We start from the raw sequence: 26,150 nt of genomic DNA, 5'->3' as shown, positions 1-26,150 counted from the left end.
TATTTAAAATCCTAATTGCCCAAATTTTTAAAAAAAACGAAGACAGGTAAATGGTTGTTTAATAGCGGTTTATATGTGTTTTTAATATTTAAACCAACTTTACTATGTTCATTTACCACGCTGAATTATAGGTGTTGTTATGGATAGGTTTATTATTCTAGTTTTCCTTCCATAATTTATCCCATCCTAAATTTGAAAAACAAGGACCTTGTGTAGCTTCTGAAAATTTAATATCGTTATGTGAACCATTCCATTCCATAATTTGTATTTCATTATTAATATCTATTATCATATCCCAGCCAATACAAATTGCAAATGGAACCATTTTATGAAACTTAATTGTCGTTGAAAGAAATTTATCAAAGTGAGGTATCTTTTTATCTTTAAAAATAAATTTGGTATCAGGATGTTCATTTATTTTAAGCCATTTTGTTGAATAACCGTATTCATCTAATTCTCCCGTAGTTATATTAACAGGAATTCTAATATGGGAACTAGATTTAACATGTGTATCAAAATTTCTACCTACTCGTAAATAGCAAGCATTTATTGAAACCTCACCGCGATTATTGATTACACTAGTGATTCTTACAGTGGCCACAGAATTAGGAGATATTTCTCGGAAAAAAGGATGTTGATTTATATATCTTTGCAATACACCATTACCTAAGGACTCTAAATATTCAATAGTTAAGTCTTCTTTTTTTAGAAAATGTACTCCTTTACCTTGACTAGAGTTGTCCGTTTTAAACAATAACATTGAATCTTCATTATTAATAATATTTAAAGCTTCAGTTTTCGATAGAACATCATACCTCGTAGATAACCAAAGTCCATTTGAAAAATAAACAATATCAGGGAAATTGGAACAGTTAAAAAATTTATTTGTTAGAGAATTATAATCTGCAATTTTACCATAATTCCCTTTAAGTTTGGGCACTAATATTCTACCATAATAATTATCAGGTATCCAGCCTTCTACAAATTCTCCATTTATAGCACTGTAAACATATAGCCAAGGTGCGAATTTTTTTGAACCCAGAACATCTTTGGCATATTTATTTGCTAACTCAATTATTTTATTATCGGTTTTACCCTTAACAGATTCAATGTCTTTTAAAATCTTTAAGGCTTGTCTTTTATGTCGAGAATGGTATGATCGATCACTTAAATCTTTTTTAATTTTCTTGATTTTCTTTGTTGTTCTTTTCATTAGACTAACATTTTTTTATTTTTTGCACGGCTCTGTATTGTGTAATCAACTTACTCATAACTTATTTATATAGAAGTTTTTAGTGTTTTTATACTAACGATATGGAATTATAAAAACACTTTTTTTATCCAAATATAAAAAATAAAAAGAGTACAAGAACCCTATAAATAATGCTTCTAAGAGGTTTTCAATGTTTGAACTAACTTTATTTTCTTATGTTTAAAACTGTCTCGATACCTGAATTGTTAAGTTTAATGTTTGCCCAACTAGCTTTAGATGGGGTTTCTGTTGGGTACCAATTTCGGTTGGTTTTAACGATAACCAGCAATCCATTATCGTCACCAATAACAGTGAACGTTTCACTATTGTGGTTTTTTTTAAATAAATGTAGTCCGTAGGTGTCGACTAGGTGTTTTCCATACACATCAGGTTGGTCTTTAACAATTCCAAATTCACTGATGTTTAAAATTTGACTACTATTGAACTGTGCTGTAGCGGCATTGTCTAAATCGTGTCGAGCAATAAACTCTAAAACATTTCCATCAATATCAAAGAAGTATACTGAATTGGCGTTCCAATTCTCGAAGTTAGTAATTAATACCTCATTTTCTTTTTTCACGAATTCAAATCTGTTAGCTGACCAATCAATTGCTTCCTGTAATTTGTTTTCGGGGATATTAAAAGCCAAATGATAAGCAGGTGAAGGATTTTCAGAATCTTCTATGAATTTTAAATTGGAAGTACCAATTTTGATATGAATCAATTTGTCATCAACCTTTATGGTTGGAAGTTCCAATACATTTTGATAAAATTCCTTAATTGGTTTTATATCAGTTGTTTTTATTTCAATTTCGTTTAGCGTCATCTTGGTAGTTTTTAAGCTTAGAGTTAATTTTAATTAAGTAAAAGCATAATGTTTTACCATTCTCTGATATTTCCTTGATGCCAAAAATATCCACTTTTAGAATTGTTAGTTATTAAATTTCTAACGTCTTCTGCAACTTCGTTGGGTTTTCTAGAAGCTTCATCACCTCCCATATTGGTTTGTGTCCATCCTGGATCAAGAGCTGAAACAATTATCTGTTGTTTTTCTAGTCTTTTAGCTAATAGCTTCGTGTACATGTTTAAAGCAGTCTTCGACATTTTATAGTGTGGCTGAAACTCATCAAAATTCTTTTCGCTAAATGAACCCCAATCAGATGTAATGTTAATTATTTGTCCGTCTTTTTTAAAGTTAGGAATTAATTTTTCAGTTAATTCAATTGTTCCAAATAAATTTACATTAAACGTTTGTTTTAATTGTTGGATATTTATGGATGAATCTTCCCACCTTTCTAGTAAAATTCCTGCATTATTAATAAGAAAGTCAATCTTTATGTTTTTAATCTTTTTGCTAAAATTGTTTATAGACTCACTTTCAGAAAGGTTTAGCTGGTAGGATTCAAAATTATACTTTGTAATTGGGCAATTTCCAGAAGTAGAAGTTCCAATAATTTTATAGTTTGGGTTATCAGTTAATAAATTGGCAATAGCAAATCCAATACCTCTACTACATCCAGTTATTATTCCAGTTTTCATAATTGGTTGGGTTTTATACAGTATTAGTATATCAAACCTATTGAAAAATACATCAATTAAGGTAATACTAACATAGTTATTTTATAGCTTTTTATAGTTTTTGATTATGGTAAATGTTAACTATTTAATGCAAAATCTATAATGTTTTCAACGTGGATTTTTGTTGTGTCAAATACAGGAAAGTCGAAATTATTTTGGCTAATTAGCATAGGGATTTCAGTACATCCTAAAATAATTCCTTCAGCACCTCGGTTTATTAACTCGTTTGCGTATCGTATAAACTTCAGCTTCGATTCTTTATTTACAACACCTTTTCCAAGTTCATTTTTTACAATGTGCTGTATATCTTCAATATCTTTTTTTTCTAATGGAATAAGGGGCTCGATATTACTTTCTTTTAATTTGTCTTTGTAAAAGTCCATTTCCATTGTAAATTTTGTACCTAATAATCCTACTTTACTAAGCTTTTCTTCTTTTATAGCTTTAGCTGTCGCTTCAGCAATATGAATAATTGGAATATCGATTTTTGATTGAATTTCATCCGCAAATAAGTGTGCTGTGTTAGCGCCCAAAACTATAGCGTCTACATTACTAGCTACTAGATTTGTACAAGCATTATAAATTAGATCAAAAGAATTTATCCATCCTTTGTCTTGAACATCTGAAAAATTTAATGAATAAATTAAACATTCGGCAGAATTTAAACCTCCTAATCTTTGGTTTATTCCTTCATTTATATACTTGAAATAATCTAGAGTAGAAGTCCAACTAATACCACCTACCAATCCTATTTTTTTCATTTGATATCAATTTTTAACTTGTCGTTATATGAGTTGTTTACTTAGCCTAGTTGAACAAATGAACTATTGTAATAAAATAAATAAGGACTTTATTTAGTACAATCTATTTTGGTTAATGGCATGGTTGAGGTATAACTAATGTTATTTTTATCTTTAAATGCATTTCCCGTTTCGTTTAATTCACCAAACCCTTCAATTAGCTGATTGTCTTTTACCATAAAAGCAATTTCTCTGGCGCTTTCTGTTCCTTCTGAAATAAAGGTGTAAGTACCTATCAATTTATCATTATTTAGTATGCCTATAAATGTTCCTATATTAGCATCTTTTTCAGCCAATGCATATTCAATAGTTCCTTTAATGGTGTCATCTATTTCAATAATTTCTATTGAAATTAGGTTTTCATCTTTGTTGTATTCGTAACAACCCACTTGTAATAATGTAGTAGGAGTTTCAGCTATAGCCTCTTTCGATTCTTTGGTCGTGTCATTTTTTGATTCCTTCTTTTTACAGCTAATAGCTACTGCTGTTACTAAGAAGAGTACTAAGATTTTTTTCATTTTTATAGAGTAAAAGATTAATCAACTTTTTTAAATACCAATAGGGTTTTATCAGGGTTGGAAAACGTTAATCGATTATTGCCAATTGTATAAGAAATAATACTTGCTAATGCTTTTGTAAACTCTTGTTCTTTTTCATTCCCTTTAGCACATAACATTTCTGTTGAAATGATATTGGTAAATCGAATTTTGTTTCTTTCAGAAAAAAGTTCGCCAGTAACTCTGTTACATCCTGAAGTTCCCATAAAGGTGTTTTCGCCAGCATTTATTTCTATATAAGGAAGTTCTTTACCAAAATCTTCTTTGCTAACTTTAGTGCCATTGAGTTCTTCTAGAGCCCATATATCATGCAGTCGGTAATTGGTAATGTATTGTCCGCACCCTTCTAAGGTCGTAAATTCAGTATCCTTACCCTTTTTGTATTTAAGAGTTACCGAATATGGGAACGATTTACCCGACATGGCATTGATGCATTCCATTTGAATAACTTCAATCTTAATTGCAGCTAATTCGGTATGTATGCTATACATTTTTACATTATTGTCTTGTGCGTAAATCGGTTCTGTATGTGGTGTTAAAATAGAGTCGGTGGGCGTTTTAAACTTGATTATTTTGTCAGAAATAGTTACGATCCAAAAAGGTTCAACACCCTGAGCTTTAAAATAAGCATCAGTTATAAGTTGTTTTTTCACTGAAGGTTTTTCCTGAGTTAAAGCATTGATAGTGACAGTATTTTCTTTGGAATTGTTCTTTTCTTTTTTATTTGAACACGATGAAACTACTAAACATAAACCTAGTAGTACAGGTATGAAATTTTTCATACTATTCAGTTTTTTTAAAGCGCATCATTGATACATCATTAATCATTAAGTTTAGTTTGCCTTCTGTATCGATACTAAACTTGTTAACTTTTTTAATTGTGTTTAAAAACACTTGCTCACCTTGTCCGCAAAACATCATAGTGGTAGGTGTTGGTTCACCAAAAGAAATTGATTCACCATCTAATGTATACGATGCAGAATATCCATTACAGCTATTATTTCCTTCAACTTTTTGACTGTCTTTATTAAAAGTAATTTGAGGTTTTTTATCTGGATACAACCCTTGAAAAGCAATTCGAGGACCTGAAATATACTCTAATTCCCATTTAGATTCGTAAAGTTTCTTGCTATTCATATTCTTTAATGAAGAACATGAGAAAGAAAGCATAGTGAACACAAATAGTGTTAAGAAAACATTTTTTTTCATGATTAGTAGTGGTTTATAGTTTTATTGATTTTATTTTTTTTCCTACAAATATTAAAAAGCTCATAAGAATGAGTGATACAATAAGTATTATTGAAATATTAATTATTGATTGTTGTAGTCCGATTTTTGAAACATTAAGAAAAGGATAAGGATAAAAGCCAGATAACTTGCCTCGAATCATAATATAAGTTATATAAATAACAGGATACGCTAACCAAGGTAAAATAGGTTTTAGTTTAAAGTTATTAGGTTTAGCATACAGTAACCAGTAAACTAACATATAAACTGGAATTATAGTATGTAATAATTCATCTACTATAAGTTGTAATCCTGTAGGGGTCCAAGTAGCTCGAAGTATAATTTGATATACGAGTCCGACGATTAAAATAAAGGTAGTAATGGCAGTTAAAGCTCCGTTTTTGTTAAAAATACTCATTGTTCTTGTGATCTTACTGGTAAAGTACAAAGCAACAAGTGTATTTGTTAGGATGGTAAAAAAGCTAAAAAAACGGATAATTGTTTCGGGTATATCTGTTTGTCTGTTTAAAATCATTAAAACAAATTGGGTTATAATGGTCAACCAAGTAACACATACCCCAATAATTTCAGCTTTCTTTTTCATTTAAGGCTTTTTTATCAGTGTCTTAAATATACTGTTTTATTTTAAAATGTAAATCCAATACTTAATATGTTGAAAAATCCATTTGGTAATTAATGTTATTATCTTGTGAGTTTTTAAATAAAAAAATCATTTTATTTTCATTAAGTTCTAACAAAGTAACTTCTCTAGTGTAATCTGCGTTCGTAATGTGTATCATTTTCTAATCCAGTATAAGTGTTTCTGTCGTATGTTACCTGACCGTTTAATACTGTTTTTACAGGCATCCATCTGCCTATTAATTGTTCTTTAGGTTTGAAGAATTAGGTGTATCATTAATGGTGTCGTTATTGTCTTTAGAGCAAGAGAAAAAGCTCCGATAATTATTAAAAGTAGTATTTGCTTTTTCATCGCTTTATAGTCTATACATTTTAAAATAGATGTATAGACTATAAAAAGGTTGCGTTACTCAATAACTTGATCAATTATTTTGTTAGAAAGCTCGTTTAAGTCACCTTGAGATTGATTATTAATAATGTTTGTTACTAAGAAAATACCAACTTTTTGGTTTGGGTAAAGAGCAGCCCAAGAAGAGTAGCCAAAAGTTCCGCCATTATGATAAAGCATTTTTTTATGGCTATCATAATTATAAGTATTCCAAGCATAGGCTCTACCATGTTGATTATTACCAGCTAATTTATTCATGGCTTGTTTTATAACTGGGTCATCACTTTCTAAATACATTTTAAGGTAGTTTTGCATTGAGCTTGTAGAGGAAATCAAACTTCCTGCATGTTTATAAAAGCCATTTATTAAAGGCATAGGTTGTCGTTCATTATTCTTACCTTTTAAAACAGGAAACTCGTTGTTTGTATTATAACTTGTATGTTGTTCTTTTGAACGAGAGAAAACATATTTTTTTAATAACTCTTGAAAAGATAATTGATAAACGTTTTCTAATATATATCCTACAAGTTGTACTCCAGCATTTGAATAGTTATAATCTTTTCCAGTTGCGTGAGTTAGTTTTATGTCTTTTAGTGTGGTAAAGAAATCTTCTTTAGTAAAAGATTCAAAACATTTAATTTGTTCCTCCACAGGAGCGTAAACATCTGTACAATTAATGTTAAGAGGAAGTCCGGAAGTATGAGTTATTAAATGGCGTAAGGTTATAGGAGCGTTATTATTTAGTTTTAAGTTAGGGTAATTGTCATGTAGATATGTTTGTATGTTATTTTCAAGATTAACCTTCTTATCATAAACAGCTTGAGAAAGTAATAATCCTGTATAGGTTTTGGTCAAAGAACCTATTTCATATAAGGTTTCATTGGTTGCTTTATTTTTATCAATCAACTCCCCAAAGTGAAATTGATGTGAGACTCCATTTATATATAAAACACCAGACAAAGAGGTGTATGGAGGTCTTAAAAAATTATTCACCTCTTTGCTTACAATGTTTTTTATTTCTTCTGTCGTTATAGGCTTACTCTTTTTTGAATAGCAACTATTAAAAAGGTAAAAACTGTTAGAATTATTATTTTTTTCATTTTGTGTTTAGAGGTTTATTATTTGAGGTGATGAAATTAAATTTTAAGATAGAAATAGCTAAAAGAGCATAAAAAAACTCACAATACTCTAAGGTATTGTAAGTTTTTAAATAGAAAAAAGTTTGTTGTTACCTTAACACAGTAAACTCTATACTAGAATCGGTAAATACCGAATGTGTTTGTGTTTTAAAGTCTTTTTCGTCTGCTTTGTAAATATTGTCTACATAGGTTTGCGGATTCAAATCGATTAAAGGAAACCAGGTACTTTGCACTTGTATTTGAACTTTGTGTCCTTTTTTAAACGTATGGAAAACATCTTGTAGTTTAATATTTACGGCTGTTTTCTGGTTTGGTGTAAATGGTTCTGGTTTAGAAAAACTATTTCTAAAACGTCCACGCATTACCTCGCTACGCACCATTAAATGATAGTTGCTCAATTTTAGATGTGTTTGCATTTCTTTGTTGTCGTTTTTTAAATCGGCAGGATGCACATCAACAACCTTAACAATCCAATCGGCTGCAGAACCTGTGGTAGCTACTTGTAGTTTTGCTAAAATATCACCAGTAAGTGTAAAATCTTCAGTTAATACTTCTGTTTCAAATACTAATACATCAGGTCTTCGAGCAGTAAAACGCTGATCGTCTGTCATATATTTACGCGGAGTAAACACCGTTTTAATATCTTCTGAATAAGGAACAGGACGCTTAACATCACTAATAAAACTCATTTTTTCATTTCCTTTTTGAGTAGCTGTTAATTCTTGGTTTTCTGATAAGAAAAATGTTTGTTTTTGTGCATTTTCTGGAGGCCATACATCATACGATTTCCAAGTTTTCTTTCCTGTGTCAAAAACATAGGCTTCTGGTAATCCTGAGTTTTTAGTGCCATCACCTTTTAAGAAGTGATTAAAGAATTTTGTTTCTACTTCTTTTTGGAATTTTAAAGAAATTGAATCTCCAAAATAATAGTTTCCTACGGTGTTAGCTACTTTATTTCTAGACCATCCGCCATGATCCCAAGGTCCAAAAACTAAAGTATTGTAATTATTAGGTTGATTTTTTTCTATGTTCTTATAGGTTTCTATAGGTCCGTATAAGTCTTCAGCATCAAATTCACCTCCAACAATCATCGTCGCTACAGTAGAAGGGACTTTATCTAAATGCTGAATAATTCCTTTGCTTTGCCATATTGAGTCGTAATTAGGGTGCTCCACCATTTCTTTCCAAAAGAAATCATCAATACGCTCTTTATTATCGGCAACTTTGGTGTCTAATTTGTCGTATTGAAAATATTCGTTTAAGTTTTTTAATGGTCCTTTATCTAAGAAGAATTGGTATTGATCTTGTGTTTTCATATCAGGAAACGAATACCAAGCAGAATCGGTAGGTTGATCTTTATAAGTTCCGAATAAAGAAATAGCTTTAAAATAACTCAACAAAAAAGCTCCGTTATGATGGAAATCATCGAAAAAGAAATCTCCAATACACGCTTGTGGTGAAGCAGCTTTTAAAGCTGGGTGTGCATCAATGGTTGAAACAGTAGCGTAGTGACCCGGATATGAAATTCCCCAAGTACCTACTTTACCATTATTGTTTGGAACATTGTTAACTAGCCAATCAATAGTATCATACGTATCGGTAGTTTCATCGGCTTGTTTTTCTGTTTTATTCGGAATATAAGCACGCATGTTGTCGTATACTCCTTCACTCATCCAACGCCCGCGAACATCTTGATATACTATAATGTTACCCTCTTTCATTAAAACTGGGTTTGGACCAATTTTTTTTCTGAACTTATCTTCTCCATAAGGTTGACAACTATACGGAGTACGTTGTAATAAAATAGGGTAGGTTTTACTGGTATCTTTTGGTGAATAGATAGTGGCATGAAGCTTTACACCATCTCTCATCGTAATTTTTACCTCTTTTTTTGTGTAGTTGTCTTTAACATAGGTATCTTCAAGTGTTTCAGCCTTTTTGGTGGTCGTTTTTTTAGTGCAGCTCACAGTTATAAATAGCAATAAGACTGTAAGTCTGAAAAGATTTTTCATAATATGGTTGATTTAGGGTAAATATAAAAAATAGCGGGAATTATTTTCTAATACATTACAAATTATCATCGTAGTTAATTAGCAATAGAAAAATTAATGTATTTACTTCAATATTTTCTACAGAGAAGTATATCAATTATAGAAACTAATTGATAATTAACGTACCTTTGCAGCGGCATGAGAATAAGACGAGTTTCAGATTGGTTACCTACTACAAATAAGGAGGTTAAGTTACGTGGATGGGATGAATTAGATGTAATTCTATTCAGTGGAGATGCATATGTAGATCATCCATCATTTGGACCTGCAGTAATTGGTCGTATTTTAGAAAGTTACGGCTTACGAGTGGCTATTGTACCACAACCAAGTGTACATGATAATTTGCAAGATTTTGAGAAGTTAGGAACTCCTCGTTTGTTTTTTGCAGTTACAGGTGGTTGTATGGATCCGATGGTAAGTAATTATACGGCAAGTAAACGTCGTAGAGACAAAGACGCCTATACTCCTAATGGAGATAAAGGTTTTAGACCTGATTATGCTACTTCGGTATATTCTAAGATTTTAAAAGAAAAGTTTCCAGATGTTCCTGTATTAATTGGAGGGATTGAAGCTTCATTACGTAGAGTAACTCATTACGATTATTGGTCTGATAAACTATTACCTACCATTTTAGAAACTTCTAAAGCAGACATGTTGGTCTACGGAATGGGAGAGCAGCCATTACGTGAAATTGTAGAGTTGTTACAAAAAGGAGTTCCGTTTTCAAGTTTAAAAACCATTAAGCAAACAGCTGTTTTATTAGAGGAAGGAGAAAAAGTCCCAAAAAATAAGAATTGGGAGGATATTGAAATTAGCTCGCATGAGACGTGTTTAAAGGATAAAAAGGCATATGCATCTAACTTTAAAGTGATAGAGCAGGAGTCGAACAAATTATATGCGCGTCGTATTTTTCAACAAGTTGGAAATAAAAAGTTGATGATCAATCCACCATTTCCTACCATGACGGAAGAAGAGATTGATGCGTCGTTCGATTTACCATATACACGATTACCACATCCAAAATATAACAAACGTGGACCAATTCCTGCGTTTGAAATGATTAAGTTTTCTATCAACATTCACCGAGGATGTTTTGGAGGGTGTAGCTTTTGTACCATTTCTGCACATCAAGGAAAGTTTATTGCTAGCCGAAGTCAAGAATCTGTTTTAAGAGAAGTAGATCAAGTTGCGCAGATGGATGATTTTAAAGGGTACTTATCAGATATTGGAGGTCCTTCGGCAAATATGTACAAAATGAAAGGTAAAGTACAGTCGATTTGCGATAAATGTGTTGCCCCATCGTGTATTTCACCAGTAATCTGTAGTAATTTAGATACTTCACATAAACCGTTAACCAAGTTATACCAAGCTGTTGATGCTCATCCTAAGGTGAAAAAATCATTTATAGGAAGTGGAATTCGACATGATATGTTGGTGCCTGAATTCAATAAGAATGCTGACCCTAAAGAGTTGGATGCCTACACAGAAGAGGTAATGACAAAGCATGTTTCTGGTCGACTAAAAGTTGCGCCTGAACACACCTCTGACCCTGTATTAAAGTTGATGCGTAAACCATCGTTTAAATATTTTCATTTATTTAAAGACAGGTTTGATCGTATCAATGTAAAAAAGAAATTAAAACTTCAATTAATACCGTATTTCATTTCGAGTCATCCAGCTTGTGAGGCAGAAGATATGGCAAATTTAGCTGCTGAAACTAAAGATATGGGCTTTCAGTTAGAACAAGTTCAAGGGTTTACGCCTACACCTATGACAGTGGCTACGGTAATTTATTATAGTGGTTATCATCCATATACTTTAAAAGAGGTAAAAACTCCAAAAACTAAAAAGGAGAAGGAAGATCAACACAAGTTTTTCTTTTGGTATAAAAAAGAAAATAAGCAGTGGATTAAAGATACTTTAACAAAAGTTGGACGTGTTGATTTACTGAAACAATTACTTCCAGAAGATACTTCGTGGCGTAAAAATAAACCAGGAAAAACAAAGAACACTTTCAATGATACTGTAACTTATAAAGAAAAGCCATCAAGAAGGAAGAATAAAGGTTTTAAAAAGAAGAGAAGAAATTAATAAAGAAAAAAACTTCACGCTTATTCCTGAATAACATTAGGTTATAACTTTTAATGATAGTTTAAAGGGTAAATAACTGTAATTCAATTTTATATGTTTTATTTTTGGTTTGTAAATATACAATTATGTGTATTTGTTTAACCTAAAGTTGAATATTTGATTAAGTAGCTACTAATTTACTTTTAGGTTGTATAAATGAAGCATTAAAATATATAAAAGCATAGCTGAGGAATTATAATTACTCAAGACAATATTTATGTTTTTATTTATTTAAAAATGCCATAAAGCGAAAAAAATCGGTGTTACAAGATTTTTTGTAGCAATTTTTACTAACTTAAAAAGAGAAACAATGTTAAAAACAAAAAGGAAAACGACCGTTAATTTCAATATTGACCCCGTACAATTAATTAAAGACATATTTGGAGGCAACTCGGAAAGAAATGATTTAGCTATTGCTGTTGAAAATGGAACAAATGTTCAATGGAAAGTAGCTTGGAATAACGATGTTGGTCATGGAGATTTTCACGATTCTAAAGGTAATAGTACTTTACAACCGATTGACCCATATAGTAGTAAACCTGTTAATGCTACTACTTTTGAGCTTGGTTTTCATGCAGTAGGAGCTGGGTGTAATGTTGTTCTAAAAATAATGTTAAATGGTGATTCTGATAGTTACTTTGGAGTTATGGCAGCAACACCACCTAATAAAACAAATTATGTGAAAGCTAAATATTATACAAAAGATATGTCATTTGAAGACCTTTCGGATGATTTGGATGATATGGATAAGCATTATGGAAGTCAAGGGGCTTTAAATGTAAAAAACAAGAATAAAACTATTAATGCAGAAATTACCACAGAGGAAACAAGCCCAGCTGGATGTATTATTAAGCTTGAAATGGCTTAAATAGTAATTCTATACAAAAAGAATAAAAAAATCCGCTTAATTGCGGATTTTTTATTTATGCTTCGTTTTCTAAACGATTACGTTTCATTTCAAAAGCTTCGGTAGCTTGTTTTATGATATTTAATGTATCAGAAGCTCTTATCATTACTTTTTCTAATTCTTTATCTAGGTCTTTAGACTGTATGTCAAATAACTGAACTTCAACAACCCCTATTTTTTCAATTAAACTTTTTTGGGTGTTTTTAATGTCTTCCATTTTAACCAAAACTGCGTTCATGGTATCTAGTCTTTTTTGTTCTTGATCTGTCATAAGTTTCTTTTTTAGTTGCAATTAAGATATGAAAAAATCAAGAGTTAAGCAAATTGAGTTTTTTGTAAGGTGTTGGTATTTAGTGTTTTTATGAGGCTTCTAAATAAAAAAGCAGGAGTTTTATTCCTGCTTTTTTGTTATTCTGAAAATTCTAATACACTGTTTTTAGTACGGAGTCTTATTTCACTTAGTTTTTCATCAACTAACAATTTTCCGTCTCTAAAAACTTCTTGTAATTCGCCTTCTTGTTCTTCTAACCAAGTAACTTGATCGTGTAATTTGTACTCTCCATCTTCTAAAGTAATTTTTAATAATCCTTTGGCAGATTTCTTTGTTCCGTCATCGGTAATTGGATCTTTAAAAATCTCTCTTCCTTCTCCATCTACTTCCCCGTAGGTAGCTTTCATAGCAAATCCAAAGGTATCTCTGGTGTTGTATTGATAGGTAAAAGAACCTATTCCTAAGACTACGTTAGTAGAGGCAAACCCTTTTTGTTTTAAACGTTCACAAATTTGCGTTGCTCTTTCAAGGGTAATACTATCCCCATAAATAGCTCCGATATGACTATCTAATTCCATATAGCCTTTTTCATTGGTTGTTCCTCCAAAAACTTCCCAAAGCAGTTGTATAACTCCTTTTTGTTCTACTTCTGTCTTACCGTTAGGGTTTCCACAAATAATATCCACAGGATCACCGCTGTCAGGTCTAATCACTACTTTACCATCTCTGGCTAAGACTTCTTCTTTTAAGTTTGGTAAATATTCGGTAAGTACTTTCCATAAATCCCAAGTATCAGAAACAATAGAAACGATACCGTTTGGATATACTTCCGTAATTAATCTCTTAAAAGTTTCTTCTTCACCACTATTGGTTCCCATACACATTACAGAGTGTTCAGTTGCCGCAACAGAACCTCCAATTAATTCGTTGTCAGAATCTGCGTTGTAATATTTTTCTAAAAAGTCTACAGCAGGAATTGTGTCTGTACCAGTAAAACTTAATAGGTGACCAGCAGCACTCATTTCTGCAGCTTCTAAACCAGCCATTCCTCTCATAGAAAAGTCGTGTCCTTGCCAATCTACCATTTCAGGAACAGATGAGGTATCTTGTGCATATTTATCTAATATTTTTCTGTATTGTTTTGCGATGGTTGCAGAATTACATGGTAACCAAACTGTAGTAGATAATAAGGTTTCAAAATAGTTGGTTAGCCAAAAGAATTCTGGCAAAGTATTATACATGGTAAACATTGGTACTCTAATTGGAACTTCAACACCTTCAGGCAATGCTTTAAAAGTCATAGGAATGTATCCTAAATCGTGTAATGCTGCAATATGTTCAATACCTACTGAGTTTTCACCTAAATAATTATTGATTCTTCTAATGTATTGTTTGCAAATTTCTTCTTTTGGTTTGTTAAAGAAGTTAGTTTGAAATTCTTCAATTATATATTTTTTGATGAAGTATTGTAGTCCGAAAAAAACTACTTTTTCAACTCCTTGAATTCTACTTTTTCTTGGTGTCCAGTTTGAATATACTAAAGTAGTGTTATCAGGGTATTGTCTTCTGTGGTCTACTTTATAACCGTCTGTATATAATAATGGGTTCATAGTTTGTTATTTTGTTTGTGTCAAATTTACGCAAATTAAATTATTCATACAATATATTTCTATTTTTATTTAAACGTTTATAATTCTATCAAAGTTTAGGTTGTTAGTTTTTACTTTCTCATAAGTTAAGGTTTAATTCTGTTTCATGATGTATCTAAAGCTAGTTTTCAAAAGTAGCCTTTAGAGATTGTTTAATAAGGTCTCACTTATTGTGCCTTTATTTTAATTTAAAGTAATTGTTAATGAGGGTTTTATGGTTTTGTGAGTTTCTTTATTAGGATTTGTATAAAAGGTAATTTGTAACTTATGTATGCTTATTTCTTACGAATAAACCCAAATAGTTCACATCTACATAGTAAAAGAGCTCGAACATGACATTTAAATTAATATGATACATGTTAGTTTTTAACTTTAATGCCTGTAATACAGTTGTTTATGTTTTGTTGGGTATTAAAGAGATACTTTAAAACTTCCATTATTAAGGCTTAATAATGGAAACAAAAAGGTTATTCTACATAATAAAAGTAATGACAAAATAAGTGACGATATTTTTAATAAACCTGTTCCACGCAGTTAAATGTGGAGGCGGATTCTGAAAAGCCTATCCAATAGAGTAGGAAAAATATAATTTATAAGTATTATGATCCCTAAAATTCAAACTGGTGAAGAATTGTTCGTTGAAGCAAGGACAAGTTCTATTATTAATGAAGTTTACGAACAAGAAGAACATTACGGTGTTGAAATGTCTAAGAAAACATCTAATACGGGTGATAAGAGACAAAAAAGAGAAAGCTAAACTTCTATAAGAAAGAGGTAGGTTAAAGCTTATCTCTTTCTTGTAAAAAAACAAGTTCAATAATTATATTATTATGCTAAAATTTTACCTTTCAGAAGATGCGCTTAAAGAGTCGTGGAAAGCCGAAAATTATAGATGGAAAAGTAGTCAAAGTTTTATAGAACCTTTTAATCATGTTGCTTTAGAATATTTTGCTTTTAAGGGCAACTCTGAAATGATTTTTATTGTACGAGAAAGATTAAACGGATATTCTGAACCAATAAAGTTATCTTTTCCTGAAATAGGAGATATAAATACGAAGTATTTTTCGGATATCATGTTGGAAATGAAAGAGTGGCCTTTGCATTTTATGATAATTAGCTTATCTACAACATCTAATAATCTAAAAGTGTCAATAAAAAATGGTAGATGGGCTACAGCTCCAATTTTCCTTACTGTATCTAAACAAGGTCTTGTTGGAGGATGGGACCCTATAATAGTTTGTAAATCTATGCAGAGTAAAAAAATAGATAAAGAACGTTTAGCTCATTTCTTAACTGCTTTTGAAACACCTTATTCAACAAAAACAATCTTTTCAGATATGTATATGCTTACAGAAGGAGCTGTCGCAAATTGGGAAAGTAAAAATAAAGAAAGTGCTTCTATTAAGATAGATTACCCTAAAGAGATAAAACCTCCAAATAAGAAGGAGTTAAAACCTAATGTAGATGTTCTATCAATATTTGAAAAAATAATGTCTCAATCAGCTAATCGATGGCTTACACCTGAAGCACATGTTGTTTCTGAATTAAGCAGTGGATTAGATAGTGGTGTTGTATCTGCAGTTTGCTCAACGATAAGTAATGAGTCTATTAATACGTGTGGTATTTTAGTTCCTGGAAAAGAAGGAGTAATACAACAAGAAAGGAGAGCAGAGATGATTGAAAAATTTGGGTATACTGATTACGAAATAATAGCTGAAAATTATCCACCGTTGGATGCAGATAGTATCCGAGTAAAAAAAGAATTAATAATGCCTTGGGAAGAGTGTTATTATGAAGTAACTGATAAGTTGTTACAGGAGTGTATTCAGCCAGGAAGAACTATAATGTATACTGGAGTTGGTGGAGATGAACTCTTTTTTCCTCATTGGGATGAACTAGATTTAATGGAAAAAGAAGATATTTTAAGAGAAGTTTCTTTTGAAGATTTAAAAGTTCCTGCTTTTATTAATAAAGAGGTTATTGATATATATTTAAGTTCTCAAAAATCTATTGATAGAGCACCACGCTCTTTAATACCAACTTCTTCTAAAGAAGCTGTAGCCTATGGTGCAGCATTGTATCTACGTAGAGGAGTATGGCCTGTTGATCCTTTTTGTTCTAAAGAAATTATTTGGTTTTGCAGGAGTCTACCTGAGAACTGGAGGAAAAACCGAATATTAGAAAGAAAATTTTTAGCTAAAAAAGGCTGTTCTGAGAAGGTTACTTTTCCAAAAATAACCGAATCATTCACTCCTTTCATGGAGTATAGTTTACGAAAAAAAAGTGGCAGCATAATTCGAAAAGCGATGCAAAATTCAATACTTAATAAATGGGAGAGTATTAATTCTGAACTTTTTCTTCAACTTTATAAGGAGTATTGTGAAGGAGAAGAAATGAAAGAAAGTACAGTGTTTTTTTATTCTACAGCCATTATGGAAATGACTTTACAGTGCGCAGAGGTTTAAATTAGATATATTGAATTTGAAATATAAAGTTACACTCCATATATGATTTTTAAGGATTTTATTTAAAATCAATTGACATAGACGAAAAATATCTTCTAGTTTCTTCCTTTTTCGTTTGCATACAAAGTTTTTACTTGATCACTTTGCCAAAACTTTTTACTGTCAATATCCATAATTGTTAAATATCCTGTAAATGCAGCTCCCGTATCAATATTCCATAGGTTTAAAGCGTTTATAGGGGTTGATGAATTATAGCGTATAGTTGGTGTGTGGCCAATGTATATTTCTGAATAGTGTTTGAACCTTTCTGGGTATAGTTCAGATTTTTTAGATAAGTTTTTATCAGTAGCTAAAGCAGTTTCCCATAAGGTTCTATCAAAATGATAATTTAATTTGAAAGTCTCTTTTTCAACTCCGTGCATAGAGGTAAAACCAGCGTGAATGAACAAACGGTTTTTGTCATCGATATAATAAGGCTTCATTTGTTGAAAAAATACCAGATGTTTTTGTTTTTGTTCTTCTGAATAAGATTCGTAGCTTTTTTTGGTTTCTTCACCTCCATGTGCTAACCAAATAGCTTCACCTTCACCAGTTCTCAACCAGTCTTCACACCATAAATCATGATTTCCTTTAATGAAGATACATTGGTTTTTTTTATTTAATTCGATTAAAAAGTCAATAACTTGAGCTGATTCGCTCCAACCATCTACATAATCACCAAGAAAAATGAGTGTGTCATTAGGGGTGATTTGTGCTTTTTTTAAAACTTGTGGAACAGCTTTCAGTCCTCCATGGATATCTCCAATAACAAATGTTCTCATAATTATAAATCTTCAAATTTGATAAATTCAGATGGTACATGATTAGTTAACCAAACTCCATTTCTTTTTATGCTTTTCTCACTCATAGCTTAATAAGTTTTTATATATCGTGTAGTTTTCATTATCAAAACACACAAAAATAACTTCATCCAATATTGGATTACTTTTTATTACTGAAAGAGCTATTTCAGCTGCTATTTGTTTAGGGAAACGATAAATTCCCGTACTGATGCAGGGAAAAGCGATGGAGTGTAAACCGTTTTCCTTAGCAAGTAACATACTGTTTTTATAACAATTGACTAATAATTCTTTTTCATTACTTTCCCCTTTTTGGTATACAGGACCAACAGTATGTATAACTTTTTTAGCAGGAAGATTTCCAGCATTTGTAATTACTGCTTCCCCTGTTTTACACTTGCCTTGTTTGTTTCTAATTTGTTGGCATTCTTCCAAAATTGAGGAACCACCCGCTCTGTGAATCGCTCCATCAACTCCACTTCCTCCTAATAAACTTGAATTAGCTGCATTAACGATTGCGTCAACTTTCATTTTGGTTATATCTCCTTTTATAAGGTTAATTTTCATGACCATATTTTTTAGCAAATTGTTGACTTAATTGAAGAATATCATCTTTTCTTACTAATGAATCTACCCATTCTTGAGGTATATTATCTATTCCATAGTGCATTCCAGCAATAGCCCCAACTACAGTAGCTGTAGTATCTGTATCATCACCTAAATTTACAGCTTTTAAAACTGCTTCACTATAACTAGAAGTATTGAGTAAACACCATAATGAAGCTTCTAGTGTATGTAGAACATAGCCGCTTGAACTAATGTATTCTTCTTTTAAACTCGATATATCTTGCTTTAAAATTCTAGAGAAATGATTTTGTTCGTAAGAAGAAATATTTCTTTCTGAAAAAAAGGCAGTAATTTCCTTTTGCATTTTTTTATATGAATCTATAATTGAAAATCCATTTAAAATATGTTCAGCTAATTTTAAATATATTAAACAAGAAATTGCCGACCTTATGTGTGGATGTGTTAGTGATGAAACATGCCAAATAATATTAAATTGGTCATTTATTTTTTTATCCTTGATGTAAAAAAGTAAAGGAATAATTCTCATTAATGAACCATTACCATTCGTATATTCATCATCAGAATATTTTAAAATTTCTAGTTCTTTATAGTCTTTTTTTTTATGATGTCAATAAATAGCTTTTCTTGTTTGAATTCCTATATCGAAAACGCTACCATGTGGAGTCCATATCTCAGCATTCATCCATTGGATAAATTTATATGAAATATCCACTAAATTGTATCCTTGACATAAACTCTCAGCTAAACAAAATGTAAGAGAACTGTCATCAGACCAAGTTCCTTTTGGTTGATGATGTGTTCCAAACTCTCTCATAGTTGTTACAGGGTTTTGTTTTAACTCCTGCCTATTTTTAAACTCTACTGGTACCCCTAGGGCATCAGCTACTGCCAATCCAATAAATGTTGATTTTATAATGTTTTTTTCATAGCAATTTTTTTATGGTTTTATAGCAATTTTCCCAATTCAATTTGTATACAATTCTTGTTTTCAGTAGTTTTAAAACTATCTGTAGTGAAAATTTTAGTAAAATATTTTTCAAGCTCTTCGAAACCTTTACTAAATATTCCATGACTTACGGCTAAATATAAATTCCCTGCATTTTTAGCTTTTAGTTCTTTAGCTAGTCCTAAAAAGGTTCCGCCACCATCACAAATATCATCTACAATCAAACAATCTTTACCTTGTAAGTCATCAGCATATACTTTGAAACCTGTTAGCTGACCAGTCTTTACATTTCGGCTTTTAGAACATTCAACTACTTCATAGTTTTGAAGATGTGCAGCAACTTTATAAATCTTTTTTAACGCACCACCATCAGGAGAAATTAAAAGTAAATCGTCTGATAGCTGTTGTGTTATTTTCTCTATGAACTTGTGATTGTCGACAACCTTACAGTTGTTCAATAAGGCAGGAGTTACTTCCGAATGTGGATCGAAAATAGTTACAGACTCGTAATTCTGAGCATTTATAATATCAGCATATACTTTTACTGATAAAGGTTCCCCAGATACCATCAATCTGTCTTGACGAGCTGCTGGAAAATAGGGAAGTACCACGTGTAACTTTTTAATCCCCATGTTTTTTAATGCATTGGTAGCCAATAATAACGTACCTATATCATTAAAAGACTGAATACGATGTGTAATGGTTACTTCTGTTACATTTTCAAGTTCAGAAATGATTTTAATGTGTGGTTCTCCTCCTGAAAAAGTAAAGAAGTTATAGTATATACTGTTTTCCGTCCCGTAGGGAGTAAAGTTTTTATCTAAGTTTAAAATCATATTGCGTAATTTTTACACAAATATAGTACGGTTTTTTAAAAGAAAAAATGTTTTAGTGTTTTTTTTACGCAAACTTAATTTCGAAATGGAATCCTTCTTTTTCTAATTCTTTATACTTTTTAGTATTGAATTTAAAAAGTTTTGCAGGTCTACCACTAGAGGGTTGGTGTATTTTGTCTGTTTCGGTAAGTATTCCGAAGCTCATAATTTTTTTTCTGAAATTACGACGATCAATTTTTTTATCAAGAATTGTTTGATATAAGTTTTCTAAGTCAGAAAAAGGGAATTCTTCTTTTAGAAGTTCAAATCCAATAGGTTGGTAGTTTATTTTGTTTTGAAGTCTTTGTAAAGCTGTAGTTAAAATAAGATTGTGGTCAAATGCTAATTTGGGTAATTCATGAATAGAGAACCATTGAACTTCATCTGCATCTGTGTTCGCACTGATTTTAAAATGATTGGGGCTTACTAGGCCAAAATAGGTAACAGAAATAACTCTATTTCTAGGGTCTCTTTTGGGAGTTCCGAATGTGTATAGTTGTTCAAGATAATCAATAGTAACTCCTGTTTCTTCTAATAACTCTCTTTCAACAGCATGCTCTAGTGATTCGTTTTCTAACACCAATCCACCAGGCAATGCCCAAGTTCCTTTAAAAGGTTCAATCCCTCTTTTTATTAATAAGACAGAAAGTTCTTTTTGTTGGTAGCCAAAAACAACAGCATCTACAGCAACTTTTATATTTTGTGATATCTTCATTTAGTGTTGAATTTACACAAAGTTACGAAAGTTTTAAAAAAATTAAGGATTCTTATTTTTAAACTTGGAGGTTATCTTATGCAAAGGTGTTTTTCGATTGTCTTTTTGCAACGTAAATTGAACAATTTTTGCTGTAAAGGCTACAAAAGTTCCGATAGATAGAAAAGTGTAAATAATAGTAAATATTTTACTAATGTTATGTGTGGGTACAAAATCTCCATAACCTACAGTTGCCATTGTCATCACAGAGAAGTATAAAGAGTCTATAACCTCCCAATGCTCAATTTTGTGATAGAATATAGTAGAGCTTGTTAATAGTAAAGAGAGAAAAAAGAATAAATATCTAAATTCAGTATCTTTTTTGATACCTATAAAAACAAGTTTACAAAAACGATAAAAGTTGATAAAGAACGAAACCATAAGTTGAAAAATAAGTTAGAAGAAAAGTTGAATATATAACTTACTTACAAACTTTACAATCTTCTTTGTCTTGAATTTCACCTACCAATTTCCCGTCTTCGTTAAGTGAAAACCCACAACAATCCATAAAACCTTGGGCAATTAATTTACGAGCACGTTGAATTTGAGATTTTGTTGTAGGTAAATTTTGTTTTAAAGTATCAGCAACTTCCTGTTGTTTTAGTCCTTTGATATCTGATAAAAAAAGCGGATCTCTATACTTTTTTGGTAAGCTTTGTAAGATTCCGCGTAAACAATCTTTCTCTGTATGTTCGTGTTCTTTTATGTCTGTTTGAGCTTCAAAATTTTTTAATTCAACTGTTTGGTTAGTGTTTTTGAAGTAATCCATCATTGTATTGCGAGCAATCGTGAAAATCCAAGATTTTAGTTTGGTAATATCGTTTAGTGTATGAAGTTTTGTGTGAACTTTTATAAATGTTTCTTGTAAGATATCATCAGTCACAGTAGAGTCTTTCACTTTACTTAAAATAAAGTGTTTTACATCATCTGCGTATTTTTTCCAAACTTGTTGCGTTGTCATAGTATAAATTTACGAAAAATGTCACGCTGAATAAAATGAACGTTTTACTTTCATTATATTCAGAATGACAAAATATTAAAAAGTTAATTTAATTAACAGTTACAATTGTTGCATGTGCAATTTTCACAAGTACAATTTGAACAGTCACCTGTTTTACATCCTTCGCAAGTGCAGCTACATTGATTATTATTTTTCATGATATTATATGTTTTGTGTGTTTATACAGTAGACTAGAAAAAGAGTAAAAAGATGCATTTATTTTTAAAAATATTTTCGAAGTTCTTTTCTAATAGGAATAGGTTTGACTGCTGAAATATTTGTACCTCCTGTATTCCCTGTAGGAACCCAAATTAAAGTGAATAAAATTGAAGCTATAATTCTAAAAAATTGTCCAATAATTTCTTTACTACTGCTTGTTTTTATTCCGTAAACTAGCATCCAATAATGAGATAGAGTGTGTCTATAAACATGCTTTTGTCCTAATACATGAGCGTTTTCTAAATGATAAAAAGACACCTGAAAGCTTTTGCTTTTAAGTGCCTTTTTAGCTAAGGTTAACTGCCTGTAAAATTCTTGTTTTCGTTGTAGTTGTGTCATGATTTATTGATTTTGTAAATCAGACTACAGTGAATAGAAAAAGATGCATTTTTAATTTACTTTTTCTCCATTAATATAGGTTGCTAAAACTTTTGTGTTTGGAATTTCTTTTCCATCGATTTTCATGATGTCTTTATCTAAAATGATAAAATCAGCTACTTTACCAACTTCTATGCTTCCTTTTTCATTTTCTTCAAAATTGGCATAAGCATTCCAAATCGTCATTCCTTTTAAGGCATCTTCTCTTGACAGGGCGTTGCTCATTTGATAACCATTTTCAGGATAACCTTTTAAATCTTTTCTGATAGTAGCTGCATAAAAAGTATATATAGGACTTACATGTTCGATAGGAAAATCGGTTCCTAAAGCAACTTTTTCATATTCTTTTAATAAATCGTTGTATGCATAGGCTCCTTTTATTCTTTCAGCACCTACACGATCTTCAGCCCAGTACATGTCAGAAGTAGCATGTGTTGGCTGAATAGATGGAAGTACATTTTTAAATAAATCAAAATCTTTTACATCTACTATTTGAGCGTGTTCAATACGCCAACGTCTGTCGTTTTTGTTTTTCAATACTTCATTGTAGGTTTTCAACATTACATAGTTGGCAGAATCTCCAATAGCGTGGGTGTTCATTTGGTATTCTGAATCTGCAATTCTTTTGGCTACTTTTTGTAAGTTCTTATACGAGTTAACCAAAGCTCCAAAGTGACCTTTTTTGTCGGAATATTCATCTTTAAGTGCAGCTCCTCGAGAGCCTAAAGCACCATCTGCATAGACTTTTACAGAACGAACATTTAGTCTGTCAGTTTTTATAACTCCTTTGTTGAGGTAGTAATCAAGGTTTTTTTGATTGTTAGAAATCATTGCATATACACGCATTTTTAAATCACCCGATTGTTGTAAGCTGTCAATTAATTCAATAACTTCTTTATCTAAACCAGCATCGTCAACGGTAGTTAATCCTAAATCGAAACATATTTTTTCAGCATCTTTTAAAGCTTGAATTTGCTCCTTTTTTGATGGTTTTGGATTATTAATAAAATTCATTGCATTGTCAATAAGCACTCCTGTTAGCTTGCCGTCTTTTTTTATAAATTCTCCTCCGTTAATTTTTGAGTCAAGAGTTATTCCAGCTAAATCAATAGCAGCTTGATTGACTAACATTGCATGACCATCAATTCTACGAATGGCTACAGGTGTGTTTGGAAATATACTATCCAATTTTTCTTTGGTAGGAAATTCTTTTACTTCCCAATCGTTTTGATCCCAACCGCGACCTGTAATGTAACTTGTGTTTTTTTCTTTTTGAAAATCAATTAAGCGTTGTAGTACTTCATCATAACTTTCAGTTCCTACCAAATCTACTTTTTGCTGTTGTAAACCTAACCCGTAAAAATGACAATGCGCATCAATAAATCCTGGATATATTGGTTTGTTTTTAGCGTCAATAATGTTTAATGCTGTGTATTTTTCTTGTATTTCTTTATTGTTTCCTATGGCTATAAATTTTCCATCTTTAATAGCGAAACTTTCTGAGGTGTCAAAATTAAAGTTTACTGTATAAGTATTGGAATTAATAACAATAGTGTCTACTTTTTCTTTTTGTTTGCAAGAAAACAGGAAACTAAAAGCGAGTAGAGAGAGTAGTGTTTTTTTCATGGTAGCGTTACATTAAAAGTATATATGTTCAAATGTATTTAAACTTAAACAAAAAAAGGAAAACTAAAACTAGTTTTCCTTTTATAAAAATACATAAGAGAAAAAGTTCCTATTTACTAACGGCTTTTAAAGCAGCGTCAAAAGCAGGGTCAATATAAGTTGTTGTTAGTTCGTCTACTTGTTCTTGTGTAGGGATAGTTTTTACATCTGGAGCAACACCAATAGCTTCAACAACTTTTCCTTCACTGTTTTTAAACGCCATTAAAGGCATGTAAAACTGTAAGTATCCATTGCTTAATCTATTACCACCATTAAATGAATCTTGACCTCCTAAACCAGCAGTACCACCACCACTATTATCTCCAACAATAGTTATATGATCTCCTTGAGATTTAATCATCATAGTACTAATTTCAGACATACTAAAAGAGTTTTCATCAATTAAGACTGCGATAGGAACATTTTGTTGAAGGGCAAATTTGTGAGGTTTTGTTTCTACAGGTGTCCATGGACTGTAGTTGAAACGACCGTTTCCTTCTTTAGTTCTTTGGTATCCCCAAACTTTTTGTTGAGTTATAAATCTTTCAGTGAAAATGCGAGCATCAATTACATATCCACCGCCGTTACCACGTAAATCTAAAATTATTTTTTTTGCTTTACCATTGGTTATAGGGTTGTATAATTTTTGATAAAGATCAAAATTGTAATTAGAAGTAATAGAGTTTAAGAGTACGTCAAATTCATCAGTAAAAGTAAAACCAAAGAAAGAAACGGTACTAGCAAAGCTAGAAACTTTTTGATAAGTTGCTATGCGTTTATTGTAAATTCCGTAAAGTATACTAACAGCTTCTTTTTGTGCTTCAGTAGTACTTGAAGCATTATAATAAGCACCTAATGTAGGTAGCACATTTGCATGTTTTGTTTTGAACTCATTTTTAGCAGTTTGTGTGAAGTTGGCTAAAGGAGTTAAACTGTTTTCAAAATCGTCAATTAACTCAGTGTTTTTAAATTTGTTAAGAGCCTCTATGTAAGTGTTGTACTCGTTAGAGTTAATTATTGTACTTACTAATGTTTTAAAAGAACTTAAGTTTTCTTTCAATAGAGTTTCAAACTCAGTACCAGCTTCGTTATCTAATTTTTTTAAGTCATCAAAATACGATTGATTAATTCCTTCAATATCACTTATATCCTCCAATAAAGGGAATGCTCCGTCTGTTATAGCAGTTGGGTAAACTTCAAAACCAGTTAACTGAACATACATTGTTTCTGGATCACTTTTTAAGAAACCAGCTAAAATAGGACCTTCTTGAACAATTGTAGTAGGATCTAATTTGTCATTTGTCATTACGAAACCTACATCATCGTTGTCAATTTTTGGGTTTCTTTGATTTCTTCCAAAGCTAACAAAGCCGTCTTCTTCAGTGTATTTGTACTTCATGTTGCTAGAAAAACCGGCTGAGATAGAAGCGCTACGACCAGGTAATTTAACACTTGGTAAAGGGATGGTTACATTTAAACCGAAATGTTGGTCTAAAACTTTTCCAGTAATAATTTCAGCAAAATATTTAAAAGCTAAATTAGCTTCTTTTTCAGCGTCAATAGGATTTGCATCTGCCTTATTAAAAGTTGTTAGTTTTTTAAACTTAGGGCTATATTTTTTATATACATTATCCCAACTTTCTTCTTGTTCGCTAAAATAGTTGTAATCGTTATTCATGGTATCCCAAAATGCATTGAAAAGATCAGAATAATTAGCAACTTCAGTTCTGTTTAACTCTGCTACATCTAAAGAATCTTCTCTACAAGATTGAAGAGTATGTAATGATAGAACTAGTATAAATATTTGTAATAAGTATTTAAGTTTTTTCATAA

At 31.2% G+C, this 26,150-nt stretch carries 25 protein-coding genes and 1 pseudogene; 4 read left to right on the top strand and 22 right to left on the bottom strand.

From position 1 onward, the window contains the following. Window positions 1-157: 157 nt before the first annotated feature. From DFQ07_RS02560 to DFQ07_RS02515, 10 genes are all read right to left on the bottom strand, one after another. On the bottom strand, window positions 158-1,213 hold the full coding sequence (locus DFQ07_RS02560) for a sugar-transfer associated ATP-grasp domain-containing protein (RefSeq protein ID WP_133534706.1): 1,056 nt from the start codon (window positions 1,211-1,213) through the stop codon (window positions 158-160). 205 nt (window positions 1,214-1,418) lie between these two features. Further along, entirely contained in the window at window positions 1,419-2,078 is a 660-nt protein-coding gene (locus DFQ07_RS02555; protein WP_133534705.1) for a VOC family protein, read from the bottom strand. 53 nt (window positions 2,079-2,131) lie between these two features. Continuing rightward, window positions 2,132-2,791 (bottom strand): SDR family NAD(P)-dependent oxidoreductase, encoded by a 660-nt coding sequence (locus DFQ07_RS02550; protein ID WP_133534704.1) that lies wholly within the window; start codon window positions 2,789-2,791, stop codon window positions 2,132-2,134. A gap of 116 nt (window positions 2,792-2,907) precedes the next feature. Next, on the bottom strand, window positions 2,908-3,591 hold the full coding sequence (locus tag DFQ07_RS02545) for an aspartate/glutamate racemase family protein (protein WP_133534703.1): 684 nt from the start codon (window positions 3,589-3,591) through the stop codon (window positions 2,908-2,910). Between the two features lie 89 nt (window positions 3,592-3,680). Next, window positions 3,681-4,148 (bottom strand): hypothetical protein, encoded by a 468-nt coding sequence (locus tag DFQ07_RS02540; RefSeq protein ID WP_133534702.1) that lies wholly within the window; start codon window positions 4,146-4,148, stop codon window positions 3,681-3,683. Between the two features lie 17 nt (window positions 4,149-4,165). Next, entirely contained in the window at window positions 4,166-4,969 is an 804-nt protein-coding gene (locus DFQ07_RS02535; RefSeq protein ID WP_133534701.1) for an META domain-containing protein, read from the bottom strand. Window position 4,970: 1 nt separating this feature from the next. After that, window positions 4,971-5,324 (bottom strand): META domain-containing protein, encoded by a 354-nt coding sequence (locus tag DFQ07_RS02530; protein WP_243743916.1) that lies wholly within the window; start codon window positions 5,322-5,324, stop codon window positions 4,971-4,973. A gap of 85 nt (window positions 5,325-5,409) precedes the next feature. Further along, window positions 5,410-6,018, bottom strand: a complete 609-nt coding sequence (locus DFQ07_RS02525) for a Pr6Pr family membrane protein (RefSeq protein ID WP_133534699.1) — start codon at window positions 6,016-6,018, stop codon at window positions 5,410-5,412. Between the two features lie 441 nt (window positions 6,019-6,459). Next, window positions 6,460-7,434 (bottom strand): serine hydrolase domain-containing protein, encoded by a 975-nt coding sequence (locus tag DFQ07_RS02520; protein WP_166627706.1) that lies wholly within the window; start codon window positions 7,432-7,434, stop codon window positions 6,460-6,462. A 235-nt stretch (window positions 7,435-7,669) separates the two neighbouring features. After that, on the bottom strand, window positions 7,670-9,592 hold the full coding sequence (locus tag DFQ07_RS02515) for a CocE/NonD family hydrolase (protein ID WP_133534697.1): 1,923 nt from the start codon (window positions 9,590-9,592) through the stop codon (window positions 7,670-7,672). A gap of 177 nt (window positions 9,593-9,769) precedes the next feature. Here DFQ07_RS02515 and DFQ07_RS02510 point away from each other — a divergent pair, with 177 nt between their 5' ends. Both DFQ07_RS02510 and DFQ07_RS02505 read left to right on the top strand, forming a co-directional pair. Beyond that, entirely contained in the window at window positions 9,770-11,722 is a 1,953-nt protein-coding gene (locus DFQ07_RS02510) for a YgiQ family radical SAM protein (RefSeq protein WP_133534696.1), read from the top strand. 349 nt (window positions 11,723-12,071) lie between these two features. After that, window positions 12,072-12,629, top strand: coding sequence for a hypothetical protein (locus tag DFQ07_RS02505; RefSeq protein WP_133534695.1), 558 nt, complete (start codon window positions 12,072-12,074; stop codon window positions 12,627-12,629). A gap of 55 nt (window positions 12,630-12,684) precedes the next feature. Here the strand turns inward: DFQ07_RS02505 and DFQ07_RS02500 are convergent, their stop codons facing one another. After that, entirely contained in the window at window positions 12,685-12,939 is a 255-nt protein-coding gene (locus DFQ07_RS02500) for a hypothetical protein (RefSeq protein ID WP_133534694.1), read from the bottom strand. Window positions 12,940-13,076: 137 nt separating this feature from the next. Further along, window positions 13,077-14,549 (bottom strand): nicotinate phosphoribosyltransferase, encoded by a 1,473-nt coding sequence (locus tag DFQ07_RS02495; RefSeq protein ID WP_133534693.1) that lies wholly within the window; start codon window positions 14,547-14,549, stop codon window positions 13,077-13,079. 640 nt (window positions 14,550-15,189) lie between these two features. On the opposite strand from DFQ07_RS02495, the gene DFQ07_RS15480 reads away from it, so the two are divergent. Both DFQ07_RS15480 and DFQ07_RS02490 read left to right on the top strand, forming a co-directional pair. After that, window positions 15,190-15,345, top strand: a complete 156-nt coding sequence (locus DFQ07_RS15480; RefSeq protein ID WP_166627705.1) for a hypothetical protein — start codon at window positions 15,190-15,192, stop codon at window positions 15,343-15,345. A gap of 73 nt (window positions 15,346-15,418) precedes the next feature. After that, complete coding sequence (locus DFQ07_RS02490) at window positions 15,419-17,053, top strand: adenine nucleotide alpha hydrolase family protein (protein ID WP_133534692.1); 1,635 nt, start codon at window positions 15,419-15,421, stop codon at window positions 17,051-17,053. 95 nt (window positions 17,054-17,148) lie between these two features. On the opposite strand, the gene DFQ07_RS02485 is transcribed toward DFQ07_RS02490, so the two are convergent. From DFQ07_RS02485 to DFQ07_RS02440, 10 genes and pseudogenes are all read right to left on the bottom strand, one after another. After that, window positions 17,149-17,877, bottom strand: coding sequence for a metallophosphoesterase family protein (locus DFQ07_RS02485; protein WP_133534691.1), 729 nt, complete (start codon window positions 17,875-17,877; stop codon window positions 17,149-17,151). Window positions 17,878-17,952: 75 nt separating this feature from the next. Continuing rightward, window positions 17,953-18,459 (bottom strand): O-acetyl-ADP-ribose deacetylase, encoded by a 507-nt coding sequence (locus tag DFQ07_RS02480; RefSeq protein ID WP_208107661.1) that lies wholly within the window; start codon window positions 18,457-18,459, stop codon window positions 17,953-17,955. Then, window positions 18,449-19,372, bottom strand: a pseudogene (locus DFQ07_RS02475) (ADP-ribosylglycohydrolase family protein). The gene DFQ07_RS02480 and the pseudogene DFQ07_RS02475 overlap by 11 nt, the downstream one beginning before the upstream one ends. 53 nt (window positions 19,373-19,425) lie before the next feature. Further along, window positions 19,426-20,262, bottom strand: a complete 837-nt coding sequence (prs, locus tag DFQ07_RS02470) for a ribose-phosphate diphosphokinase (RefSeq protein WP_133534689.1) — start codon at window positions 20,260-20,262, stop codon at window positions 19,426-19,428. A gap of 64 nt (window positions 20,263-20,326) precedes the next feature. Then, on the bottom strand, window positions 20,327-21,016 hold the full coding sequence (locus DFQ07_RS02465; RefSeq protein ID WP_133534688.1) for an NrtR DNA-binding winged helix domain-containing protein: 690 nt from the start codon (window positions 21,014-21,016) through the stop codon (window positions 20,327-20,329). A gap of 42 nt (window positions 21,017-21,058) precedes the next feature. Further along, window positions 21,059-21,436, bottom strand: a complete 378-nt coding sequence (locus DFQ07_RS15865) for a potassium channel family protein (protein ID WP_133534687.1) — start codon at window positions 21,434-21,436, stop codon at window positions 21,059-21,061. A gap of 40 nt (window positions 21,437-21,476) precedes the next feature. Further along, window positions 21,477-22,016, bottom strand: coding sequence for a sigma-70 family RNA polymerase sigma factor (locus tag DFQ07_RS02455; protein ID WP_133534686.1), 540 nt, complete (start codon window positions 22,014-22,016; stop codon window positions 21,477-21,479). Between the two features lie 261 nt (window positions 22,017-22,277). Next, entirely contained in the window at window positions 22,278-22,613 is a 336-nt protein-coding gene (locus DFQ07_RS02450; protein WP_133534685.1) for a DUF3703 domain-containing protein, read from the bottom strand. A 51-nt stretch (window positions 22,614-22,664) separates the two neighbouring features. Next, window positions 22,665-24,278 carry an amidohydrolase gene (locus DFQ07_RS02445; RefSeq protein ID WP_133534684.1) on the bottom strand — a complete coding sequence of 538 codons (1,614 nt, stop codon included), beginning with the start codon at window positions 24,276-24,278 and terminating at the stop codon, window positions 22,665-22,667. Between the two features lie 109 nt (window positions 24,279-24,387). Next, window positions 24,388-26,148, bottom strand: coding sequence for a S41 family peptidase (locus DFQ07_RS02440; RefSeq protein ID WP_133534683.1), 1,761 nt, complete (start codon window positions 26,146-26,148; stop codon window positions 24,388-24,390). Window positions 26,149-26,150: the final 2 nt, after the last annotated feature.

The organism is Tenacibaculum caenipelagi, from assembly GCF_004363005.1.
GTDB lineage: Bacteria > Bacteroidota > Bacteroidia > Flavobacteriales > Flavobacteriaceae > Polaribacter > Polaribacter caenipelagi.
The sequence above is the reverse complement of the archived record's forward strand: the minus strand, read 5'-3'. Positions and strand labels throughout refer to the sequence as shown.

Bases quoted from the DNA above. Each gene is read 5' to 3' on its own strand.
- DFQ07_RS02560 (WP_133534706.1), bottom strand. From the start codon at position 1,213: ATGAAAAGAACAACAAAGAAAATCAAGAAAATTAAAAAAGATTTAAGT.
- DFQ07_RS02555 (WP_133534705.1), bottom strand. From the start codon at position 2,078: ATGACGCTAAACGAAATTGAAATAAAAACAACTGATATAAAACCAATT.
- DFQ07_RS02550 (WP_133534704.1), bottom strand. From the start codon at position 2,791: ATGAAAACTGGAATAATAACTGGATGTAGTAGAGGTATTGGATTTGCT.
- DFQ07_RS02545 (WP_133534703.1), bottom strand. From the start codon at position 3,591: ATGAAAAAAATAGGATTGGTAGGTGGTATTAGTTGGACTTCTACTCTA.
- DFQ07_RS02540 (WP_133534702.1), bottom strand. From the start codon at position 4,148: ATGAAAAAAATCTTAGTACTCTTCTTAGTAACAGCAGTAGCTATTAGC.
- DFQ07_RS02535 (WP_133534701.1), bottom strand. From the start codon at position 4,969: ATGAAAAATTTCATACCTGTACTACTAGGTTTATGTTTAGTAGTTTCA.
- DFQ07_RS02530 (WP_243743916.1), bottom strand. From the start codon at position 5,324: ATGAATAGCAAGAAACTTTACGAATCTAAATGGGAATTAGAGTATATT.
- DFQ07_RS02525 (WP_133534699.1), bottom strand. From the start codon at position 6,018: ATGAAAAAGAAAGCTGAAATTATTGGGGTATGTGTTACTTGGTTGACC.
- DFQ07_RS02515 (WP_133534697.1), bottom strand. From the start codon at position 9,592: ATGAAAAATCTTTTCAGACTTACAGTCTTATTGCTATTTATAACTGTG.
- DFQ07_RS02510 (WP_133534696.1), top strand. From the start codon at position 9,770: ATGAGAATAAGACGAGTTTCAGATTGGTTACCTACTACAAATAAGGAG.
- DFQ07_RS02505 (WP_133534695.1), top strand. From the start codon at position 12,072: ATGTTAAAAACAAAAAGGAAAACGACCGTTAATTTCAATATTGACCCC.
- DFQ07_RS02500 (WP_133534694.1), bottom strand. From the start codon at position 12,939: ATGACAGATCAAGAACAAAAAAGACTAGATACCATGAACGCAGTTTTG.
- DFQ07_RS02495 (WP_133534693.1), bottom strand. From the start codon at position 14,549: ATGAACCCATTATTATATACAGACGGTTATAAAGTAGACCACAGAAGA.
- DFQ07_RS15480 (WP_166627705.1), top strand. From the start codon at position 15,190: ATGATCCCTAAAATTCAAACTGGTGAAGAATTGTTCGTTGAAGCAAGG.
- DFQ07_RS02490 (WP_133534692.1), top strand. From the start codon at position 15,419: ATGCTAAAATTTTACCTTTCAGAAGATGCGCTTAAAGAGTCGTGGAAA.
- DFQ07_RS02480 (WP_208107661.1), bottom strand. From the start codon at position 18,459: ATGAAAATTAACCTTATAAAAGGAGATATAACCAAAATGAAAGTTGAC.
- prs (WP_133534689.1), bottom strand. From the start codon at position 20,262: ATGATTTTAAACTTAGATAAAAACTTTACTCCCTACGGGACGGAAAAC.
- DFQ07_RS02465 (WP_133534688.1), bottom strand. From the start codon at position 21,016: ATGAAGATATCACAAAATATAAAAGTTGCTGTAGATGCTGTTGTTTTT.
- DFQ07_RS15865 (WP_133534687.1), bottom strand. From the start codon at position 21,436: ATGGTTTCGTTCTTTATCAACTTTTATCGTTTTTGTAAACTTGTTTTT.
- DFQ07_RS02455 (WP_133534686.1), bottom strand. From the start codon at position 22,016: ATGACAACGCAACAAGTTTGGAAAAAATACGCAGATGATGTAAAACAC.
- DFQ07_RS02450 (WP_133534685.1), bottom strand. From the start codon at position 22,613: ATGACACAACTACAACGAAAACAAGAATTTTACAGGCAGTTAACCTTA.
- DFQ07_RS02445 (WP_133534684.1), bottom strand. From the start codon at position 24,278: ATGAAAAAAACACTACTCTCTCTACTCGCTTTTAGTTTCCTGTTTTCT.
- DFQ07_RS02440 (WP_133534683.1), bottom strand. From the start codon at position 26,148: ATGAAAAAACTTAAATACTTATTACAAATATTTATACTAGTTCTATCA.